General features: G+C 28.2%; 17 protein-coding genes, 1 tRNA gene and 1 other RNA gene. 9 read left to right on the top strand and 10 right to left on the bottom strand.

The window, feature by feature from the left end:
- Positions 1-43: 43 nt before the first annotated feature.
- On the bottom strand, positions 44-3,349 hold the full coding sequence (locus tag EXC51_RS00585; RefSeq protein WP_129620043.1) for a coiled-coil domain-containing protein: 3,306 nt from the start codon (positions 3,347-3,349) through the stop codon (positions 44-46).
- A 133-nt stretch (positions 3,350-3,482) separates the two neighbouring features.
- Here EXC51_RS00585 and EXC51_RS00580 point away from each other — a divergent pair, with 133 nt between their 5' ends.
- From EXC51_RS00580 to EXC51_RS04195, 9 genes are all read left to right on the top strand, one after another.
- Positions 3,483-4,349 carry a pseudouridine synthase family protein gene (locus EXC51_RS00580; protein ID WP_129620042.1) on the top strand — a complete coding sequence of 289 codons (867 nt, stop codon included), beginning with the start codon at positions 3,483-3,485 and terminating at the stop codon, positions 4,347-4,349.
- Positions 4,337-5,149 (top strand): YcsE-related riboflavin metabolism phosphatase, encoded by an 813-nt coding sequence (locus EXC51_RS00575; RefSeq protein ID WP_129620041.1) that lies wholly within the window; start codon positions 4,337-4,339, stop codon positions 5,147-5,149. Before EXC51_RS00580 ends, EXC51_RS00575 begins: the two co-directional genes overlap by 13 nt.
- A 2-nt stretch (positions 5,150-5,151) precedes the next feature.
- Positions 5,152-6,012, top strand: a complete 861-nt coding sequence (locus EXC51_RS00570; RefSeq protein WP_129620040.1) for an FAD synthase — start codon at positions 5,152-5,154, stop codon at positions 6,010-6,012.
- 114 nt (positions 6,013-6,126) lie between these two features.
- Positions 6,127-6,393 carry a 30S ribosomal protein S15 gene (rpsO, locus tag EXC51_RS00565; RefSeq protein WP_129620039.1) on the top strand — a complete coding sequence of 89 codons (267 nt, stop codon included), beginning with the start codon at positions 6,127-6,129 and terminating at the stop codon, positions 6,391-6,393.
- A 122-nt stretch (positions 6,394-6,515) separates the two neighbouring features.
- Entirely contained in the window at positions 6,516-7,490 is a 975-nt protein-coding gene (gene recA, locus EXC51_RS00560; protein ID WP_129620038.1) for a recombinase RecA, read from the top strand.
- 110 nt (positions 7,491-7,600) lie between these two features.
- Complete coding sequence (locus EXC51_RS00555) at positions 7,601-8,779, top strand: IS30 family transposase (RefSeq protein WP_129620037.1); 1,179 nt, start codon at positions 7,601-7,603, stop codon at positions 8,777-8,779.
- A 590-nt stretch (positions 8,780-9,369) separates the two neighbouring features.
- Positions 9,370-10,173 (top strand): TIGR00282 family metallophosphoesterase, encoded by an 804-nt coding sequence (locus tag EXC51_RS00550; RefSeq protein ID WP_187468994.1) that lies wholly within the window; start codon positions 9,370-9,372, stop codon positions 10,171-10,173.
- A gap of 229 nt (positions 10,174-10,402) precedes the next feature.
- Positions 10,403-10,891: an AlbA family DNA-binding domain-containing protein gene (locus EXC51_RS04200; protein WP_223211641.1), complete on the top strand. Its 489-nt coding sequence runs from the start codon at positions 10,403-10,405 to the stop codon at positions 10,889-10,891.
- A gap of 152 nt (positions 10,892-11,043) precedes the next feature.
- A complete protein-coding gene (locus EXC51_RS04195; protein WP_223211640.1) occupies positions 11,044-11,967 on the top strand; it encodes an ATP-binding protein in 924 nt (307 codons plus the stop codon).
- A 238-nt stretch (positions 11,968-12,205) separates the two neighbouring features.
- On the opposite strand, the gene EXC51_RS00540 is transcribed toward EXC51_RS04195, so the two are convergent.
- From EXC51_RS00540 to smpB, 9 genes are all read right to left on the bottom strand, one after another.
- Entirely contained in the window at positions 12,206-13,420 is a 1,215-nt protein-coding gene (locus EXC51_RS00540; protein WP_129620035.1) for a hypothetical protein, read from the bottom strand.
- Positions 13,421-13,563: 143 nt separating this feature from the next.
- Positions 13,564-14,370, bottom strand: a complete 807-nt coding sequence (locus EXC51_RS00535; protein WP_165001806.1) for an alpha/beta fold hydrolase — start codon at positions 14,368-14,370, stop codon at positions 13,564-13,566.
- A gap of 73 nt (positions 14,371-14,443) precedes the next feature.
- On the bottom strand, positions 14,444-15,796 hold the full coding sequence (asnS, locus tag EXC51_RS00530) for an asparagine--tRNA ligase (RefSeq protein ID WP_129620033.1): 1,353 nt from the start codon (positions 15,794-15,796) through the stop codon (positions 14,444-14,446).
- 18 nt (positions 15,797-15,814) lie between these two features.
- Positions 15,815-17,530, bottom strand: a complete 1,716-nt coding sequence (gene aspS / locus EXC51_RS00525) for an aspartate--tRNA ligase (RefSeq protein WP_129620032.1) — start codon at positions 17,528-17,530, stop codon at positions 15,815-15,817.
- 11 nt (positions 17,531-17,541) lie between these two features.
- Positions 17,542-18,882, bottom strand: a complete 1,341-nt coding sequence (hisS, locus tag EXC51_RS00520; protein WP_129620031.1) for a histidine--tRNA ligase — start codon at positions 18,880-18,882, stop codon at positions 17,542-17,544.
- A gap of 64 nt (positions 18,883-18,946) precedes the next feature.
- A complete protein-coding gene (locus EXC51_RS00515) occupies positions 18,947-20,536 on the bottom strand; it encodes an MAG5620 family putative phospho-sugar mutase (protein WP_129620030.1) in 1,590 nt (529 codons plus the stop codon).
- Between the two features lie 126 nt (positions 20,537-20,662).
- Positions 20,663-20,737, bottom strand: a tRNA-Thr gene (locus EXC51_RS00510).
- A gap of 3 nt (positions 20,738-20,740) precedes the next feature.
- Positions 20,741-21,116: a transfer-messenger RNA gene (ssrA, locus tag EXC51_RS00505) on the bottom strand.
- 11 nt (positions 21,117-21,127) lie between these two features.
- The gene (smpB, locus tag EXC51_RS00500) at positions 21,128-21,568 is read right to left on the bottom strand and encodes an SsrA-binding protein (RefSeq protein WP_129620029.1); all 441 of its coding nucleotides are present in this window, start codon (positions 21,566-21,568) and stop codon (positions 21,128-21,130) included.
- Between the last annotated feature and the right edge of the window lie 483 nt (positions 21,569-22,051).

Raw genomic sequence — 22,051 nt, 5'->3', positions numbered from 1 at the left:
TCAAACTTGCCCTTTCTAGGCAAGTTTTTCTTATTTTTAAGCATTATTTAAGTTGAAGAACCATCGAAGTAGGAATGTGCTCACTCATTGAGTTAAAGTCTTTTGGGACAGTGATTGCATCATATAAGTAAACATTTCCCATATTTCGTAAAGCAAAAGAATTTAAGTCTCATTCATATTTTTCTTCTCATTTTGGATCAGCGGTGCTTCCTCAAGAATCTCCACTATCATCATCATCATAAACTAAATATCTTTTTGGAACTGTGGTAGGTACTTTTCTATCATGAGTAGCTTCATATCATGAGTCTGCAAAGATATATTCTATATCTGGCATCGGTTTTCTTTCAAATAATGATAAGGTAAATGAAGTAGGTTTATCATTTCCTGCTCTATTTGTAATATAAAGAGGCAATGCATAAGTTTTAAAGATAATTTTTCTTTCATCTCTAGAAACTTTGATAATTGGTTGTCATTTAATTTCAATTTCACTTTCTCTAAAGTGGAAAGTGGAACTTTTTTCACTTGCAACAAGTTGTTTTACGCGATAAGTTTTTATAAATTGATTACTTGTATCTTGATTAAACGATCTTATGTTATTTTCAATTTCGCTAAGAGTAATATTTTTATGTTCGATCCCTGCAAATAATAATGTAAAGCGCTCTTGTCCAGTTAGTTCGCTTCCAAAAGCAAAATCAGTTCTATTAATTAAGTACTTATCAATTGTTCTATCAATTTTACTTTCTACTTCTCTAAGTTCAGTTCTTAGTCTCTCAATATCATCTTCATCAGAATATTCTAATTCTAGATCTTGAATCCCTTCTAATAGTTCAAATTTTCTCCGTTCTAATAATGCAATTTCTTGATCTATATCTGCTTTGGTTTTAAACCCATCTTTTTTAAGCACAAATTCAGCAAAATAAGTTGGTGGATTAAGAGTTTTATCTTTTTCTTTATATGCTCTCAAGATTTTGCTCATATTTCATTGACCATCTTTACTGAAATACATATCAAAAGCAAGAGCATCACTATCAATTGAATCAAAACCATGAAGAATTCTTTTAAAATGTGTATTATATCTATTTTTTACCATCCCTTGTCATATATGCCCTTCAGGATAAAAAGTGGTTCTTGTCGAAGAAAGAAGTGATGAATTAGAAATTTCTCTTACATTTAATTTATTCCACATTTTTTCAAGCTCAATGCTTTTTGTTTTCTCAATTTCTAATTCATTTTCCAATCTGGCAATTGAAAGTTCTTTACTTTTAATTATTTTATTTAGCTTATCAATTAATGAACCTTCAAGTGCATTTTCGCCGCTAATTCCAACATCAAAAGCAGGATCATCACTTCCGGTTAACTTTTTAAGTTTTCTTTTCATTTCTAAAATCGTTGATTGCGCTTCATCATTATTGTTATTAGCCTGTTTTAATTTGGTTTTTAAATCAGAAATTTCACTAAGATAAGCTGCTAATAATTGATTGAGTTTTCTAACACTTTCATCTTTTTCAACACCTGCTTTTTCTAGTAAAATATTTTTCGATTTAAGTTCATTTATATTCTTTTCATTTTGTTTTTTAACATCTTTTAACTGCCTAATTTCAGCTTTATTAGCTGATATTTCGCTAATTAAACTAACTTTTTCTTTTTCTAATCTTTTTATATCTAATGCTTTATTTTTCAGCTCACTATTTTTGTTTAAAAGCTCGCTTTCTTTGCTATTTAATAAATTAGTTTTATCTTCGATTTGTTGTCTTAATTTATAAACTAAAGAATTTTCAAGTGCATTTTCTCCATTTTCACCAGCGATAAAGTTTGTTTCTGAACTACCAACATACTCGTTTAATTTGCTTTTATTAATAGCAATAATGTTTTCTAAATTAACTATCTCACTTCTTAATTTATAAACTAATCCTCCTTCTGCATTTTCACCATTAACACCAAAATCACGAGTTGGATGGTATTTTTCACCCGTTAATTCTTCAATTTTATTGATTAAACCATTTAAGTATTTTCTTAATTTTTCATCTCTTTGATTATTTAACTCTATTACCTTTGTTAAGCTTTCATTTAAGACTTTTGTGTTATTTATTATTGCGTTTTTTATTAAGCTAACAAGTTTAAGATGCTTTTTAAAGTGTGAATTATTGCTATTTAGTTCAGAGATTAAGGTTTCTTTATATTCCTTGCTTTCAGAATTTAAAAACTTATCAAGAAGAGCTTTATCTTCAAAATCTAAACTATTTCAAGCTGCATAGCTTGAAGAAATTAATAATTCTTTACTTTCATCGATAATGATTTTTTCACCATTTATTAAGGTTAAATATGTATCTTTTGGTAATGAATACTTACTAATTTCTGCTAAATCTGGATTGTTTGGATCTAGATTTTCATTAATATTAGCAAAGAGACTATTTACAAAATTATTATTGCTATCTTTTAATTTATCTATTTCAAAAAGTAATTCATTAATTGTGCTTCGATAGTCCATAAAGAAATTCACTAACATTTCTTTATTTAACTTAAGTTCTGAATTTAAATTAGAAATTTTAGCCTCATTTTCTTTAATTGTATTTTCATGCTGCACAATTTTTGATTTTAAATTAGAAATGTTGCTATTTAGAGAAATAATTTGAGTTTCTTTTTCTTTGATAATATTCATTTTCTTTTCGTTTTCACCTTGTAAATGAGAAATTTCTAAATTTAATTTATCCATCTTTTGTTTATTAATTGCAATAATGTTTTCAATTTCATTTAAAAGCCGGACGTTTTCTTTTTCAACATTTTTGAGTTTCAGTTTTAAACTTTCATAATCTTGTTTTAAAGTTTTTAAGTCTTTTTCAAGGCGTGAAATTTTAGCTTCTTTTTCTCTAATTGTGCCTTTTAAACTAGAAATTTGGGCATTTAAGTTTCCAACAATTGAACTTTCAGAAGCATTTTCTCCATTAGCACTTGGATAAAAATCTTCATTTGAATTACCGACTAATGCTACAAGTTTTGACTTAGCTGTAATTAACTTTTCCCTTTCGGTAGCAATATTGGCACTTAAAGTCTCAATTTGCCTATTTTTGTGATCCAAATCATTTTTGAGCAAGTTAATTTCATTTTTTCTTTTAGCTACTTGCCAATTCAAAGTTTCAATTTTCTTTTCATTGTTTTTGATTTCTTCTACATTTGCACAATGAGTAACTACAAAAGGTGTTATTAATAAACTAATAACACTAACACCGAGCAATGCTCAAAGTAAATTTCTTTTGCGTTTTTTGTTAGTAGTCTCATCTCTTTTCCCGAAAAGAAACGAACTATTTTCGTTTTTGATTAACATTTTTTGTTTTCCTCCTCCGTTATTCATATAAAAATAATTGTTAGATGGAGAAATAATTAACTTTTGTGCCTTTTTGTTTAGCTAAATTTTTGTTTTTGAATATTTATAAACGATATTGCGACAATTTTGTAAAATATAAATACACATTCGAGGTAAAGAAATGTTTTATAAATATTACAAAAAAAGTGGTGTCTATACAAATTCTGAAGTAAGGAAACTCGGGAGAAGCTTAGGTGCTAAAAAAGTAGGTCATTCTGGAATTTTAGACCCATTAGCACAAGGATTAGTTTTAGTAGCTACTGATGCAGATACAAGGCTTTTAGAGTTTATTAACTTCAAAAATAAAAAATATGTTGCAAAATGCAAATTTGGCTATTTTTCAGATACTTTAGATACAGATGCAGAGCAAATTCATAAACTAGAAAATCCTGTGCTAATAACTAAGGAAAATCTTTTAATTGCTCTTGAAAAAATCAAGCAACTTAAAGAACAATTGCCCCCAAAATATAGTGCTAAAAAAATTAATGGGGTTAGAGCTTACGTATATGCAAGGGAAAATAAAGAAGTAGAGCTTAAAATGCAAAAAATAGAAATATTAAATGCTTCGCTTATTGAATTTGATGATCAAAAACAAGAAGCTACCTTTGCTTTTGATGTTTCTGAAGGAACTTACATTCGCTCTCTTTTAAGAGATATTGCAGCTCTTTGCAAGACCGAAATGGTAATGAGCTATCTTAAAAGAGATGCAGTTGGTTTAGTTAAGTTAGAAAAGTTAGAACCTGCACAATATAGCGAAATTTCTTATGATTTAATTTTTGATTTAAACAACTTTGTTTTAAATGAAAAGCAGGTTCTTGATTTATCTTTTGGTAGGGAAATTAAAGCATTTTCCACTAATATGAAAAACTTAGAAAAGGTTTTATTAATTAACAAAAGCACCAGTTTAATTTGTGCCGTTGGTGAATTTAAAAACGGTAAAATTTACCCGAAAAAAGTATTTCCTGAGAGGTTATTATGAAAAAAATAAAAGATATAGTAAAAATTGCAGCTTTTGATGTTGATGGTACATTATTACCAAATGGGCATATGCGTTTTTCTAATAACATTAGAAAAATGTTCCAAGAATTAAGAGAGCATAAAATTGTTTCTGTGCTTGCAACAGCTAGAGAATTTGCAACTATTGGTGATTTTTTAGAACAATTAAACCCAGATTATTTCATCGGAGCAAATGGGACTTTTATTTGAGATGTTCAAAACAAAGAATTTGTGTATAAAAAAACCTTGATTAAAGATGAAGTTATTCAACTTTACCGTTTAATTCAAGATGATGTTAGAGGGTTTTCAATTACCGATTTTAATAAGGTTTATAAATCACCTAATGTCAATTTAAATTCATGATTTATTCGTCCATTTAAAGATAATTACCATGACTTTGATAAAGAAGTTTTAGGTACAGATGATTTATATGTAATTACTTTAAATACAGAACATCCAAATGAAGTAAGTGAGAAAATAAACAAAATCATTCAAGAAAATAACTTTCAAATGGAAGTGTCTGCCATTTGAAGTAAAGGTATTTTTGTTGGACCAATTGCAATTAACAAAAGTAATGCTCTTTCATATTTAACAAATAAATTAGGTTTATCTCTTGATAATTTAATAGCTTTTGGCGATAGTGAAAATGACTATGAAATGCTTAAAGATGCATTTTATGGTGTTGCAATGGAATGTGCAAAACAACCAATTAAAGAAGTAGCTAAAGATATTGCTCTTGATTGTGAATATGATGGTACTTACTTAAAACTTAAGGAACTTGAAATTATCTAAAAATGAACGATTTAATAATTTACCAATTTCAAGATTTTGCTCCGCAAAAAGATGATATTTTTATTCTTGGTTCCTTTGAATCTTTTCATTTAGGCCACTACAACCTATATAAAAAAGCTTTAGAGCAAAAAAAAGATAACCAAAGAATCATCTTAGTGACATTTAATAATGAAATTGGAATGCCTAAATTTAATGGTGAAATTTTTACTGATAATAATTACAAATACAAAAGTTTATCTGACTTAAAATTTGATGCTATTGTGGAGCTTAATTTCCAAAAAATCTCCCAGCTTAATGGTGAAAGCTTTATTTATGCACTTACAAAAAATTTACCTTGCACCATAATTGTAGGTAAGGACTTTAAATTTGGAAAAAATGCTTCAAGTAATTGCAATGACATTTCTTGCTATAATTTAGATTCAAAAGTTGAAATTGTTGATTTATTAAAAGTTAATGGGGTTAAAATTAGTTCCAAATTAATTAAAGAATTGATTCAATATGGAAACATTGAAGATAGCAATAAATTATTAGTTTTTAACTATGGATTTTCAGCCTCAATTAGCCAAAAAATGGAGTTGAAAATTTCTGAAAAACTAGTGAAAATGCATCCTGGTATTTATGGAGCTTCACTGCTTTTTGATAATGGTGTTGGGATATACGGAATAATTCATGTTAAAATGGATCATAGCTATCATTTTATTTCTTTCGATCCTAAATTTAAGATTGAAAATGATACAAATGTCTTAATTCAAGTCTTTAAAGAATTTAGAATTATTTCAAATAGTCAGTTAGATAATGTTGATGAAAAAGATTTTTTAAGCATCAAAGCTTTTTTCATTAATCTAATCCAAAACTCAAATTAAAATGATATAATACAAAAGCTATTATGATAGCACTAATAAAACATAAATTTTATACTTAGTTTAATGTTCAAATTAAGCTCGGTTTAAAACATAATTTAACTAAAGGAGATAATTATGGTTTCAAAAGCTCGTAAAGCAGAACTTGTTGCTAAATATGGGAAAAATGCAAAAGATACAGGAAATGCTTTTGTTCAAATTGCTATTTTAACAGAAGATATTGAATCTTTAAAATCACACTTTGCAGTAAATCCTAAAGACTTCCACTCACGTAGAGGTTTCTTAGCAAAAATTTCACAACGTAAAGTTTTACTTAAACACTTAAAAGAAACAAACCTTGAAGAATACAACAAGTGTTTAGAAGCTCTTAACTTACGTAAATAATATTTGAAAATATATCTTTGGTTTTTCTCTTGTAAAGTGGAAAAACAAAGATATATTTTTTATTTTGTACACTTTCCAGTTATATTGAATTTTTGCTTATATTAATACTGGAGGGATAATTAATGGATGAAAACAAAGAACTTATAAAAAACGCTCTAAATGAAGTGTCTAAAAAATTTGGAAAAGAAGCAATTATGCTAATGGGTGATTCTAAAGTTTTAGATATTGAAACTTTCTCTAGCGGTAGTTATGCCTTAGATAAAGCACTAGGAATTAATGGAATACCAAAAGGAAGAATTATTGAGATTTATGGACCTGAAAGTTGTGGAAAGACAACTTTATCACTCCATTGCATAGCCGAAGTACAAAAACTAGGGAAAATAGCAGCTTTTATTGATGCTGAGCATTCAATAGACCCAATTTATGCTAAAAACATAGGTGTAGATATTGATAATTTAATTTTGAGCCAACCAGATTCAGGTGAGCAAGCACTTGAAATTGTTGATATGCTCGCTAAAAGTGGTTACATTGATTTAATAGTAGTAGATAGCGTGGCCGCTTTAGTTCCTGAAGCTGAGCTTCAAGGAGAAATGAAAGATCAACAAATTGGACTTCAAGCTCGCCTTATGTCTAAGGCACTTAGAAAAATAACTGCTAGCTTAAACAAAAATAATACAACTGTAATTTTTATTAACCAAATTAGAGAAAAAGTTGGTGTAATTTTTGGTAACCCTGAAACCACTACAGGTGGAAGGGCTTTAAAATTTTATTCAAGCATTCGAATTGAAGTTAGAAAAGGTACAGTTTTAGCTGACGGAAAAGAATTTGTTGGAAATGAAGTTAGATTTAAAGTAGTCAAAAACAAATTGTCTGCACCTTATAAAACAGCTCAAAGTGAAATTGTTTTTGCAAAGGGGATTGATCGGATTGGTGAATTAGCGGATTTAGGTACTGAAATGGGGGTTTTCGCTAAAAAAGGTGCTTGATATAGTTACAATAATCAAAACATTGCACAAGGAAGAAAATCTTTAAAAGAATACATCTTAAATAATGAGGAAATTCAGAAAGAAATTTTAGAAAAACTTAATCAAAGTTAATTAATATATTATAAATTAGAAAAGTCACACGCAAATTTAATGCATGTGACTTTTTTGTGTCCATTGTGTAAAATAATAATGCTTGCAAAGAAAGGACACATTTTTATTATATGAAAAAATTGATAGATTTATCTAAACTAAATATTATTTGTGTAAAAAATAATGCTGAAAACTCACGTCACTTTATCATAAAAGAAACAGATGATGAGATAAAACGTCTTCACTCAAATGTTTCTTCTAAAAGATTGCTTAGAGATAAACAAATATCTATACTATTAATGTGAGAAATTATTTTAAAAGTTCTAGTGTTGAATTCAATATCAAAAGCAGCGAAATATTTTGGTTATCAATCTAGAACAATTAAACAAAAAATGGCAATAATGATTGAAAAAAATGACTATCATAAAAGCTTAAAAAATAAATTTATTTGCAAAAATTGTGGAGACAAAATTTTTATAACTAAATTTCTCTCCTTTAGAAAATTAGCAAATCATTTACTCAGTTATAAAACTAAAAGGTTAATGATAGTGTCAGAATCACAAAAAAATAAGTGAAGTTACTTCAAGAAATATTGAAACGATGTAACTAAAGAATTAAGAAAAAAAGCAAGCAAAAACTCTAAAAACATTAAATGTAAAATGTCTGTGAAATTTATGGTCAACTCGTTCAAACAAACAAATCCAGATACTTTTTGTCCTACATTTAGCACAATTTACAAAGCTCTAAAGCAACAAAGAATAAAGCTTCCTCTTGACCCGCTTTTATATTTATCAAGAGGTGGCTATACAAAAACTACATTAAAGCAAGGTAAAAAATCCTTGATACACGCTAGAGACCTAAAATATAGACCTGAAGAAGCGGATTTAAGGCTAGAAAAAGGGCATTTTGAAGCTGATACAGTAATAGGTAAAAGAGAAGATAAGTTTGTTCTTTTTACACTTTTAGACCGTAAAACTAGAGAGTTATATATCGCTTTAACCAAAAGAGATGCAAAATCAATTAACAAAGCATTAAAAATGTTAATAAGAAAATACAATCTTGAAATAAAGACTTTGACAGTAGATAATGGTAGCGAAAACACACTTCTTCATAAAGTGGTAGGTAAGAAAAAATTATTTAAATGTAAACCTTATGCTTCATATCAAAAAGGTTCAATTGAAAATGCTCATAGATACATTAGAAGATTTATTCCGAAGGGTAAAAGTTTCAATTCACTCACACAAGAATATGTGTTTTGACTCAAAGAACAAATCGATGAATACAAAAGAATATTAGCGATAGAAAATTAAAATTAATATCGATAAATGCTAAGTTCAAGATTGACGACCTAAACTAAATTTATGTGAATAAAACCTATTTTTTGTGTAAATGTCAGTTTAAATAAGAATAGTCTTGTAATGACAGTCTTTTGTTACAAATACATTAATTGCGTTGGCACGCGGCCTTCTTTTCTTTTCTTTCGCAGAAAAGAAGCAAAAGAACTTCAAAATTAATATGGGTAAAAGGGAAACTTTGGTCTTTGAGACCTAAACTAGATTTTAGTGACTGAAGCCCATTTAATGTGAAATGCTATTTTTTTGCGGTGTTGTGCTATGTCTATCTTTAGACACAGATTCAATGATTGTGCTGCCGCACGGGCCTCCTTTTCTTTCGCAGAAAAGAAGCAAAAGAACTTCAAAATTTATAAGAAAACAAGCCACAAGGGCTTGCGCTTTTGATTTTGCTTTTGTCACTATTTCTTCATTTTTTGCACTAATTTTTTTATAATTTAAACATTAAAAAAGCATTGTTATTTTTTACCACTTAACTTGCGCGTCACTTTTCCAATTTTTATTAATTAATATATTAAACATTTGTTCTTAACATATATAATATAAACATGAAAAAAATCAACGTACTTTTTATCGGTGATATTTTCGGTGAACCAGGAGTTACAACCGTTGAAAAAGTATTACCAGAAATAATTAAACAAAATAATATTGACTTTGTAATTGCACAAGGTGAAAACGTAACTGGTAGAAAGGGTCTTGACAATCAAGATTATCTTAGACTCAAAAATATAGGTATTAATGCCATTACAATGGGGAATCATGTGTGAGCTAATCCTGATATTTACAATTTCATTGAGAATTCAGATGTAATTAGACCTTTAAATATTCCAATTGATTACCCAGGGGTAGGAAGCAAAACCTTTGATGTTAAAGGTTTTAAATTGCAAGTAATTTCTTTAATGGGAATTACTTTTAACACCTTAATGTCACCTTGAAACGAAGAAGAAGCATTAAACTTTTTTGATAGTGTCGATATTCTTTTAGATAGTACAGAAAATGTCGATTTTCGTTTTGTAGATTTTCATGCTGAAACTACAAGTGAAAAAAATGTTTTAGGTTTATATTTAGATGGTAAAGTCAATGCAGTTTGCGGCACACATACACATGTTCAAACTAATGATTATCGAACATTACCAAATGGAACAGCTTACATTAGTGACGCTGGAATGTGCGGACCACAAAATGCTGCAATTGGTGCTAACTATGAACAAGTGTATAAAAAAATGCGTTATGGAAGTAAGGAAAAGTTTGAAGTTAGTCCAAATAATACTCAATTTAACGCAGTAATTATTGAAATGAGTGAAAAAGAAAACAAAATATCACCGATAAGAATTGATGATATTCAGCTTTAATTAGAAAGCAAAAAACTAAATCTCTTTTAATCGATTTTAATTTAAATTGTGATGGAGCGATCCGAAACACAATAAAAGGAATGGTTATAATCCAGGCTTTTTATTGTGTTTTTATTTCTTTGTTTTTTGATTTGATAGGTTTTTACTTTATAAGCATTTATGAATTTTTGTACTACTTTTTTTATAATCTAAATATAGATAACATTATGATTTTTGAAAAGGAAATAATATGCGTCTTTTAGATATAAAGAGAATGGCTCATAACATTCTTGAAAAACAAAATATAGAAAATAGCTTTATCGAATATAAAAAGTCAGCGAATTTTAAAGATAAAATTCTAAAAACTGCTTGCGCTTTTGCTAATAACTATATGAATAATGAGATAGGTCTATTATTTATAGGGATTGAAGAGATTTATAATAAAGAAAGTAGAGAAAAGGCAATTCCAAAAAGGCCAATAATAGGTATAAAAGAGTCTGAAATTGAAGTTATTGAAAATGAATTAAAATCTCTCCTATCTAATATTCGTCCTAAAATCAATTATCATATAATTACTGATAAAATTGACGATGAATACTATATTGTTATTGCAGTAGAGAGCGGTATTAATGGACCGTTTCAAACAACTGAAAAAGCGGAAAGAGATAAAGATATTAATCTAAAACCGGGAAGATATATTAGAGTTGGTAGAGATTCAAGATTGCCAAACCCAACATAAGAATTTGAACTACTAAAAAAATTGCAAATTTTTCTTTTAGTTCCAATTTAAATGATACAGCAACTATAGACTATTTAAACTATGAATACATGAAAGAATATTTACTTCTGATAGGATCAAAAAAAGACATTAGAGAAATGTCTAAGTTGGATATGGCTAAAAGCATGGGTCTTGTGAGTGAAAGTGAGTATGGTGGTTATAGAGCTAAAAATTTTGCTGTGTTGATGTTTGCTGAAACACCAAATAAATTTATTACTAATGCCCATGTCGAAATCATAAGAGAAATTGATGGCACAGATAAAATGGAATCAAAAAGATTTGATGGACCAGTTTGAATACAAGCTAAACAAGTTAGTAAATATTTCGAAGACAATATTATGGCTTCCTTTACCATTAGAGAATCTGATAAAATTGAACATAAGATTATTTACAATTATCCACTTACAGCGTTTGAAGAACTTGCTACTAATGCTATTTTACATAAAGAATATGATACACCTGAGTATGTAGGGATATATATTATTTATAATGATAGAATTTCTTTTGTAAATCACAACAGAACTCTTCCACCTGTAACTATTGAAGCTCTAAATAATGAAAGAAGTTTTGACAGAAGACAATATCTAAATAAAGAAATTAAAGATATGTTTTTCAAATTAAATTTAATAGAGTATTATGGTTCAGGTATAAGAAGAGCAAAAGACGCTCTATTTAAAAATTCTTCTCCTGAACTAAAATTTTATCCCGACAATGAAAATGACAATTACACCAATGCAGTTATGACAATAAATTCAGAATTTTTGAAAGACTTTAACGTTAGCACTACCAAAGAAATCGATGGAACTACCAAAGAAACTTCTGAAACTAACGAAGAAAATATTAATATTAAAGAACAGATATTGCTTCTTATAAAAAACAATACAAATATTACTGCAAAACAGATAGCAAATGAGTTTAAAGAAATAACAGAGGATGGCGTCTGATATCACTTAAGAAAACTTAAATCTAATGATCTGATTAAAAGAGAGGGTTCTACTAAATCAGGTAAATGGGTAGTCGTAAAATCAAATAAATAAAATTTATAAATTAACAATAACCTTTAGTTTCAATGCATTGATTGATTGATTGCAATTTACATTTCAATGCGAATGGTATCAAAAAACACAAAAAACATACCTTTGATCCATACTTTTCTCTTGCATTTTCTTGTTCAGGTTATAGTCAATACTAAGTCCTAATTTAAGCAATGAAAATTGTCGAAAAGTTAAATTTCAATATATAAAAAATCCTGTAAGTAATTACAGGATCATTTTATTATTGTGAATTTCTTCTATTTGCAATTTCTACTAATTTAACTTTTGTATTGTTTGTGTAAGTTAATAATTTAGATTTAATAATTGGTGTAATAAATGATACTAATTTATTTTTAACAGCATTTTTAACAAAATTAGGAATTACGAAAGAAACAGGAATAGCTTTAAAAGTATAATCTTGAACTAATTCAACAATTTTTGTAGCTAATGTTTGAATTTCATTTTCGTTAAAGTTTAAGATAAATTGAGTTTTTAATACTTTTAATAATGCTGAAACTGTTTGGTTAGCTAAAACTTTATTAATTTCGTTTTTAGCTCTTTTAATTCACTGGTTATTTGCGTTTTTTTCTTCAATTTGTGCAGCTGTTCATGAAGCATTTGCTTTTTTAAGATCAAGTCTTATATTACCTGTTTGAACTCCGCTTTGTGTTTGGAATTTTAATGTAATACCTCAGTTCGCTCCATAATCTGGGTCAATTTCAATAATTTGTAAATCATCACTTAATTGAACATTAGCAGTTTGTTTAATGAATTCTTTAATTTTTGCAACTACTGCATTATACTCATTTAATTTGTTTTTCTTTTGAGCATCAGCTAATGTGATTTTGTTAATAAATGGATTTAATCTATTTGTTTTAGCTGCGTCTGTTAAAGGTTTTAATTCACCTTTAAATCATTGTTCTGTTACATAAAAGTTGTTGAAGAAATTTTGAAATTCTTTTTCGAATTCTTTTGCTTCAGTAGCATTTGTTACTTGAACCGGAAGCGATAATTCTCAGTTAGTTGAGAAAAAAGGACTATTATCATCTAAAAATGGTTTAACTAATTCAATATATTCATCTTTTGTTAAAGTTACTGCTTTAGGTGTTTGAGGTAAATGGAAACTTCCAATATTTAATTGTGTGTTTAACTTTATTTTTTTAATTTCTGCGCCTTGAGATTCAAATTCCCTTAGTTTTGTTTCATATTCACTTAATTGACTTGATGCAGTTTTTAAATCAGCTACGTTAGCAATATCTAATGAATAATTTACTGTAAAAGTATCATTAACTGGTCTTTTTGGTTCTTCTTGTGTTTTTGAAGTGTCAGTTGAAGGTTTAGTATTGCCATTAACATTAGCATTAGTATTACCACATGAAAATAAAATTAATGGTGATGCTGAGGTAGTTAAAACTAAACCAAAACTAGTAAGAAATTTCTTATTAAATAATTTCATTTATTGCTCCTTTTTAAGTGTCTAATAAAATTTTACTCAAAAAAAAAAAAAAAAAAGAGCACAAAATTCAAATAAGTAAAAAATTTGAATAAAAAATAATTTTTGCACACTGTTTTTCTAAAGGTAATAAATAAAAGAAATTATTATCTGTTTAAAAGTAAATCTATTAATCCAAAAAAGCTATTTTCTTTTTCGAATCAAGGACTATGTCCAGCGTTTTGAAAAATAATTGTTTTAGTATTTGGATTAAGAAAATGATAATAATTACTGATTTTTTCTGTATCTATAATCCCATCATGATCACCATATAATAAATATAAATTTCCTTTATAATTTGCAATTCCTTCATCGATTTTATCCATATTTTCTAAGTTAGGAAGTGAGTGTCCTAGTTCATAAATATAGTCTAATTTTTCTTGATTATTCTTAAAATAATTATCAAGCATTTGCATATATTCTGGATTTTTTAGCACTATATTTGGATCGTAATAACATAAAGCAGCTAATTTTTCATATTCTTTGATATTACGTGGAAAAAAACTTTCTTTAAATACTTCTGTTTTCACAAGGCCCGATCTACTCATTGGGCCAACTAAAATGATGTTTTTGATAATATCTCCAAATTTTTTCACTAGCATCATTGCGAGCCCGCCGCCCATTGAATGACCAATAATGTTTAAATTTTTAAGTTTGTTGCTTGTAATATAAAATTCCAAAATTTCCAAGATATAGTCCATATTCATTGTTACTTTTGAACCAGTGCTATTACCATGAAAAGGTGCGTTTAGAGCATGAATATTATGCGAATCAATATAATCATAAAATTTGTGATAATAGTCAAAATCTGCACTAAAACCATGAATAAGTAAAATGTTTTCTTTTGAGTTATTGTCTATTTTTAAATATTCAATTTGGCAATCTTGATACTTGAAAAAATTTATTTGTTTCATAAATAAATTGTACTTTATATTAAATAAAAACGAAATATGGATTGCCATATTTCGTTTTTATTAAGGATTAAAATTACATTCTAATATTTCCAGCGGTTCTTGGATAAGGGATAACATCACGGATGTTTTCAATACCTGTTACGTACATTACAAGACGTTCAAAACCAATTCCAAATCCAGCTGATGCAGCGTGCCCAAAACGACGAAGGTCAAGGTATCATTGTAAGTCTTTTTCATCGATTCCAAGTTCTTGCACTCTTTTTAATAATTTGTCATAATCGCTTTCTCTTTGGCTTCCACCTACCATTTCACCAACTCCTGGCACTAAAAGATCAAAGGCAGCAACTGTTTTTCCATCTTCATTTTGATACATATAAAAAGCTTTAAAATCTTTAGGGAAGTTAATAACTGCAACTGGAGCTTTAAAGTATTCATCTGTTAAGTATCTTTCGTGTTCTGAACCAAGATCCAAACCAAAGTGAATATTTTTATCTTCAAAACGATCTTTTACTTTATCTAAAATTTCTAAAACTTCTTTGTAATCCACGATTTTAAGAGAGCTTTCAACAAATTTTTCTAATCTTTCAATAATTCCATTTTGCAATGTTTCTTCGATATATTCAAGTTCAAATTTGTTTTTGTGTAATACGTTTCTTACAACTACTTTAATTAAGTTGTGAGCAAGTTTAATTGCATCATGTAAATCATAAAAAGCAACTTCTGGCTCAATCATTCAAAATTCTGCAAGGTGACGTTTTGTGTTTGAGTTTTCTGCCCTAAATGTAGGCGCGAAAGTATAGATTTTGTTCATTCCAATAGCATAACTTTCACCATGAAGTTGTCCTGTTACACCTAATGTTGCTTTGTTTCCTTTTCCAAAGAACCCATCTTTCGAACCATCACTGACGTTAAATGTTTCACCTGCTCCTTCACCATCATTTGAAGTAATAATAGGGCTGTTCATATAGTAAAAATATCTAGCTGCAAAGTATTTATGAACTTCTTGAGCAAGGGTTGAACGGATAAGCATAATTGCTTTAATTAAACTTGTACGGTGACGCATATGTGGCAATTCTCTTAATACGTCCATTTTCATTTCTTGGTTTTGAATTGGATAATCTTGATCAACGTTTTTGTAGCTAACAATTTCTGAAGCTTGAAGTTCAATTGGTTGTTTTGCTTCAGGTGTTGAATGAAGAGTTCCTTTAACTACTAAAGCAGCACCTGTTCTTAATGAATCTACTAACTCAAGATCAAATGTTTCTGATTTGAAAACGATTTGAATGTTTTTAACTGTAGAACCATCGTTTAATGAAACGAAACGAATTTTTTTATTTCCTCTATTTGAAGAAACTCATCCTTGTAATGTTACTTCTCAGCCATCGTAAAAATCTGGTTTTAATAAATATTTTTTTATTGAATGCATTTTTTCTCCTATTTTTTATTATTCTTGTTGTTCTTCTTTTTTATTTAAAGCAATAAAAAGTTCATCAAGTTGTTCTTGGGTAACTGAAGATGGAGCTTCAGTGAATACGTCATCATTTTTTGCATTTTTAGGGAATGGAATAACATCTCTAATTGTTTTTTGTTTTGCTAAAATCATAATTAAACGATCCATCCCAAGACCAATTCCACAATGTGGAGGTACTCCGTATTCAAAAGCTTTTAAGAAGAAACCAAAACGAGATTTTTGTTCTTCTTTTGAAATTCCAATTAAATCAAACATTTTCTCTTGTGTTTTTTGGTCATAAATTCTAGCACTTCCTGAACCTAATTCAAACCCATTAAGCACAAGATCATAACTTTTAGCTCTAATTTTATCCATTGGAAGTTTATCTAAATCTTCCAGATCATGATCAAATTGAGTAAATGGATGGTGTGCTGCAGCTCAAGTATTTGTCTCTTCATCATGTTCAAACATTGGTCAATCAATAATTCATGAGAAGTTATATTCTTCTCTAGCTCAGTTAAATCAACTATTAAGTTCTACCCGAAGAGCACCAAGAGCTTGTGAAGCATTTTCGTATTTATCACAACAGAAAAATACAGTTCCATTTTGAATGTTTTTATCTTTAATAAACGCATTTACTTCATTAGCAACTTTAGAAGCAAAATTTGAGTGAACCACTGCTCCATTTTCAATAGCGAAATAGAATAAAGCTTTAACTTTGTTTTTCTTAGCAATTTCTTCAAGTTTTTTGAAATCCTTCTTAGAAATTATTTCTTCGATTTGTAAGTATCTCTTACTTGGAGCATCTTTAATAATGTTAAATTCAGTTGAGTTGCAGAAAGAAGGTTCATCTTTAATTTTTACTTCATATCTTAAATCCGGCTTATCTGAACCATAATCACGGATACAGTCGTCAAATTTAAGTCTTTGGAATGGAATTTGAATGTCAACGTTCATAACTTTTTTCATAAAGTGTTTGAACATCTCTTCAATTTTACTTTGAAACACTTCCACATCCATAAAACTTACTTCCATATCAAGTTGGGTAAATTCAGGTTGGCGGTCTTTTCTTGAATCTTCATCTCTAAAACAACGAGCAAATTGGTAGTATCTTTCAAAACCAGCAATCATCAAAAGTTGTTTGAAAAGTTGCGGAGATTGTGGAAGAGCAAAAAATGAATTATATTTACGTGTTGGGACTAAAAAGTCTCTAGCACCTTCTGGTGTAGCTTTAGATAAAATTGGTGTTTCAAGTTCATTAAAATCTTGACTTTGTAAGTATTCACGCATTGCAAAATAAACTTTATTTTTAAGTAAAATAGTTTCTTGCATAATTGGGCGACGTAAATCTAAAAATCTGTATTTTAATCTAAGTTCTTCTTTAACATCAATATCATCTCTAATTGGGAATGGAAGTTCATTAGCTGTTGAGAAAATTTTGTATGATGAAACAATAACTTCAATTTGACCAGTTTCGATTTTATCATTTGGATCTTTTCTAGCAACAACAGTTCCTTTAACTTCTAAAACTGTTTCTTTTGGAAAATTAATTGGCTCATTAAAAACAAGTTGAGTAATTCCGAATCTATCTCTTAAATCCACAAAATTAATTTCACCAAAACGACGTTTATTTGCTACTCATCCATAAAGAGTAACTTCATTACCAACATCACTTAAACGTAGTTGATTGTTTTTAATCAATTTATTCATATTCATCCTTTTTATTCTAATTCACCTTGTAATTTTTGGTATTCTTCTTCAAAAATCTCACTTAAATGTTCTAACATATCCTCTTCAAATTCGAGAGTTTGTGGATCAATAAATTCAGTGTGAATGTTTGAATTTTTGTTTTGAAGATCTTTGACATAAATAAGACCTTCTTGATTATCAGTAATTAAAAAGCGAGCATTAACCTTATTTGCACGATCAAGCACTTTTTTAGACTTAACAAGATCATATTCAAAATAAAAGCGCAATCATCCAAATTCTTGTCTTAAAGTATCTAAAATAATGAAGAAGTTTCTAAGAGCAAGCTTATTATTTGAAAAAGCAACATACACAAAGTAATCTTCGCTAGCTTTTTTACTTTGCTCTTGAATTGAGTTATTATTATCATATAAAATTGAAAGTAAGCGATCAATTCCAAGACCAAATCCAACACTTGAAAGCTCTGGTCCACCAAGTTGATTGATTAATCTTGAGTATCTTCCACCACCAATTACAGCATTTTGACTTCCTGCGTTTTTGTCAATAGCAATAAACTCAAAAACAATTTCATCATAATAATCAAGCCCACGAACTAATTTATTTGACACAACATACTTAATATCTTTTTCATCTAAGATTGCAAGTAAGTCATTAAAGTATTGTCTTGAAGCTTCTGAAAGATAATCTTTAAGCTGCGGCACATTTTGCATAAATGGTTTTTGTGAATCTTCTTTATCATCTAAAATTCTTAAGCAATTTCCTTGATCAAAACGTTTTTTAGAAGTTTCACTAAGTTCGTTATAAAAATCTTTAAAGTATTCTTGCAATGCCTGCTGGTATTTTCTTCTGCTTTCTTCATCACCTACGCTATTAATTTCTAATCTAAAGTTTTTAAGTTCTACTTCATTTAAAATTAAATTTCCAAGCGCAATGACATCAGCATCTTTGTAAGGATTTTTATCACCTACAAATTCCACTCCTAGTTGGTCAAATTGTCTATATCTACCTTTTTGTGGTTGCTCATAACGAAACATAGGTCCATAGTAATAGAATTTTTGGTGCATATTATTAGCAAATCATTTATTTTCCACATAAGCACGTACAAATGAAGCAGTCCCTTCAGGTCTGAGAGTAATTTCGCGATTTCCTTTATCTATAAAATCGTACATTTCTTTATTAACTAAATCGCTTCCTTCAACACTTCTTTTGAAAAGTTCTGAATGTTCAATAATTGGTGTTTCTACTCTTTGAAAACCATATTCATTAAGGATATCTTTAATTAAATTTAAATTATAGTCTTTGAAAGTTGTTTCGCAAATGTTTAAGTCTCTAGTTCCTTTTACTTTAGAAAACATTTTATCTCCTTGATTTTAACTATTTTAAATAGTTATATATAGTTTTTAAATTATATTAAATTGTTTATCTTTTAATCAAAACTTTTACTTTGTTTTTAAGCGAATTAATAAGTTTTTTAAATTGATAAATTGCAATGGCTCTTCTTTGGAATTTTTCTTGATGAACTTCACATTTTACAAACACTTTTTTCTCATAATAATCGTATTTTAAATACACTTTTCCAACGCATTCATTAGATGAAATTTCAAGAGCTAAAAGGTGATCAAATCTAGCTGAAGCATAATCATTTTTAATAATTTTATCGATTTGAAATTCTTTTGATAGCTTTTCACCGATGGCAAAAAAATCATATACATTCTCTTTTAGATGTTCTGGATCTGGAGCTGAAATTCTTAATGTTTTAACCTTATATTCTGAACCAAATTCAAGCATTTTTTTGTACTTGTAATTAAAAATAGTATTGCTATTTTTATAAATATAAAAAAGGTGAATGAAATTGAGCAAGAAACTAAGGTTGCTCTCTTGAAAAAGATTAAAGCGGTTGTGTGAAAATGAAGTTCCATCACTTCCGAAAATGATATTAGAATTATCTTTAATTTCATTTTCGTATAGAGCTTCAAAGCGGTAACCTTTAACTAAATTAGTGACTAAAAAACCACTATCAATTGGAATAAAAAGTTTCTTACTTTTGTTTTTAAGGCTATTTTTTCAATTTAAAAAGAAAAAGTTTAAATAAAAGTAAATAATTTGATCAGTTGTTAATTTAACTAACTTGTTTTGATACTTAGCATAAATTGAAATTTTATTTTGCTTATTAATAGTAAAAACCATATCATATCTAAATTTTGATTGCAAAATTCGATTAAAAAATAATGAACCTCGAGTGATTTTATTATGAAGAAATGGGTTTAACTTAGTGTGCTTAATATTGAAATTAGTTAGCAGTGAAGATATGAAAAAGTTAGTGTTTGAATCTTCGATAATAGTTGCTACATTTAGGGTTTCATTAAGATATAAATTATTCTTTTCTTCAAGAAAATTGAAGTCATTTACAATTTCCTTCAAAATTTTATCAGTGTTAATTTCAAACACTTCTTCGTTTTGAATAAATTCAAAAGAGTGTTTTTCATTAATTAAATATCTTAAAATTTGTTGATAGTCTTTTTGATTAATTTCTTTACCATCTTCATAAAGTTTAACAACATAAAGATCTCTAAAAGCATTGTAAGTTATAGTAATTGCAATTGGGATTTGACTTTCTCTAATGCTATAAAGAGTAATTAATTCATCAATAGTTACATAGTTAGGCTTGTAAACAAAAAAGTCTTTACTTTTTAAAAAGAAGATGGTGTTTTTTTCAATATTTTTGTCAATTGTCTTATCAAAAAATAAAAAGATCTTCTTATCTTTTTTGTCTCTATTTTTAACAAGCATTGTGTTTACTAAAGATAAAACAACATAAAGGTTAATTGAAGAGTAAGAAAGTTGCTCTTCATTTTTTAACCAAATACCATTATTATTAAAGTGCGGAAGCTGTCAAAACGCTTCATCTTCAGCTGCTAAATTTTCCAAATACTCTGTGTTTTTAGGTACAGAAGTTTTGGTAATGTTAAAAGTTTGGATTCACTTAATTATTATGTCTTTTTTATTCATTTCTTACCTTTGTTTAATTATATTAAATAATTAAAGCTTAAAAAATCATTATTAAAAAACTTCACCTTTTGGTGAAGTGTCATTTAGTTTTTCAATAATATGGTATCTAAATAGAACTAAAAATATTGGTGCTGCTAACAAGAATCGAACTTGCAATTTTTGATTACGAGTCAAACGTTTTGCCAATTAAACTATAACAGCAAATGGTGGAGATGACGGGAGTCGAACCCGTGTCCACACTTAAAGCTCATACACAAATCTACAGTTTATTTCATTTTGTAATTGCAAGCATAAAATGAAAGAAAATTAATCCCTGCAATTTGACAAAAATTCATAACTAACTTGTCAGTTTTAGTTATATATCCTTTAAGACCTACTTTAAGCTAAAGGAGTTACTTAAAGCAACTTGATTGCATTTAATTAAGCAAAAGCAAGATTTGATTGTTGTGAATTCATTAATGCAAATGCATTGAATTCTTTTTCTTTTGATTTTCCGTTTAAGAAAGCCTAGTAGCAATTATAGTCTGCCACACTACTGCATTATGTAAGTCCCTAAATGTGTCGAAACCATTACACCCCCATGTTATAGGACTATTGATATAGTTTTAAGGTTTTTTGCAATCTTTTTTGCGCTTCTTCTTTAGCTATTTTTTCTCTCTTGTCGTATTTTTTCAACCCTTTAGCAATAGCTATTTCTACTTTAACTTTAGAAGCATTATTAAAGTAAATTTTAGTAGGTATGATTGTTACTGGTTGAGTTTCTGAAATGAATTTTAACTTTCTAATTTCGCGTTTGTTCATAAGTAATTTACGATCACGAAATTCATCACCTTTAACAAGCATATATTGCTTAAAATAAGCCTCTTTTAAATAAATTTCGTTTTTATAAATTGAACAAAACGCATTTGAAAGATCAATTGAAGAAGCTCTGGCACTTTTTACTTCTCAGCCAAGAAGTGAAATACCTGCTTCATAACGTTCTAAAATCTCATAATTATGCGAAACTCTTTTATTATTTGACACTATTTTCATACCTTTTTTATTTTATCATTTTTTAAAAAAGGGTATAAAAAAATGAGTTCAACCTGAGTTTTTAATAAATATTAAACGAAATGTCACACCCTAGAGTTTTAAAAATAAAATCTACATCTTAGATAAAATTTTAATTAATAAGGAGTGACTATGAGTGTGTTTAAAATTACAACACATGAAAAAATGAGTGATTATGAAGAGATAAAAGCCCACATAATGTCGGTTTTTTTAAGACTTTGAAATAAAAGGACAAACAAAGAACTTGCAAACCTTTATCGCGTCAGTGTCAGAAAAATAATTAGATACAAAACAGAAATAAAACTAAACTAGGACGCGAAATGGTTGTGTCCATATTTCGTGTCCTAGTTTATGTGTCCATATTTCGTGTCCTAGTTTAGAACGTGGTATATACAGTGCTTTTTTAAAAGAAATCAAAGATAATAATTGAGGCATTATTTACATTAGAGATGAAGCTCACTATGG

The sequence above is a fragment of the Mycoplasmopsis gallinacea genome (assembly GCF_900660495.1).
Classification (GTDB): domain Bacteria; phylum Bacillota_I; class Bacilli_A; order Mycoplasmatales; family Metamycoplasmataceae; genus Mycoplasmopsis; species Mycoplasmopsis gallinacea.
The sequence above is the reverse complement of the archived record's forward strand: the minus strand, read 5'-3'. Positions and strand labels throughout refer to the sequence as shown.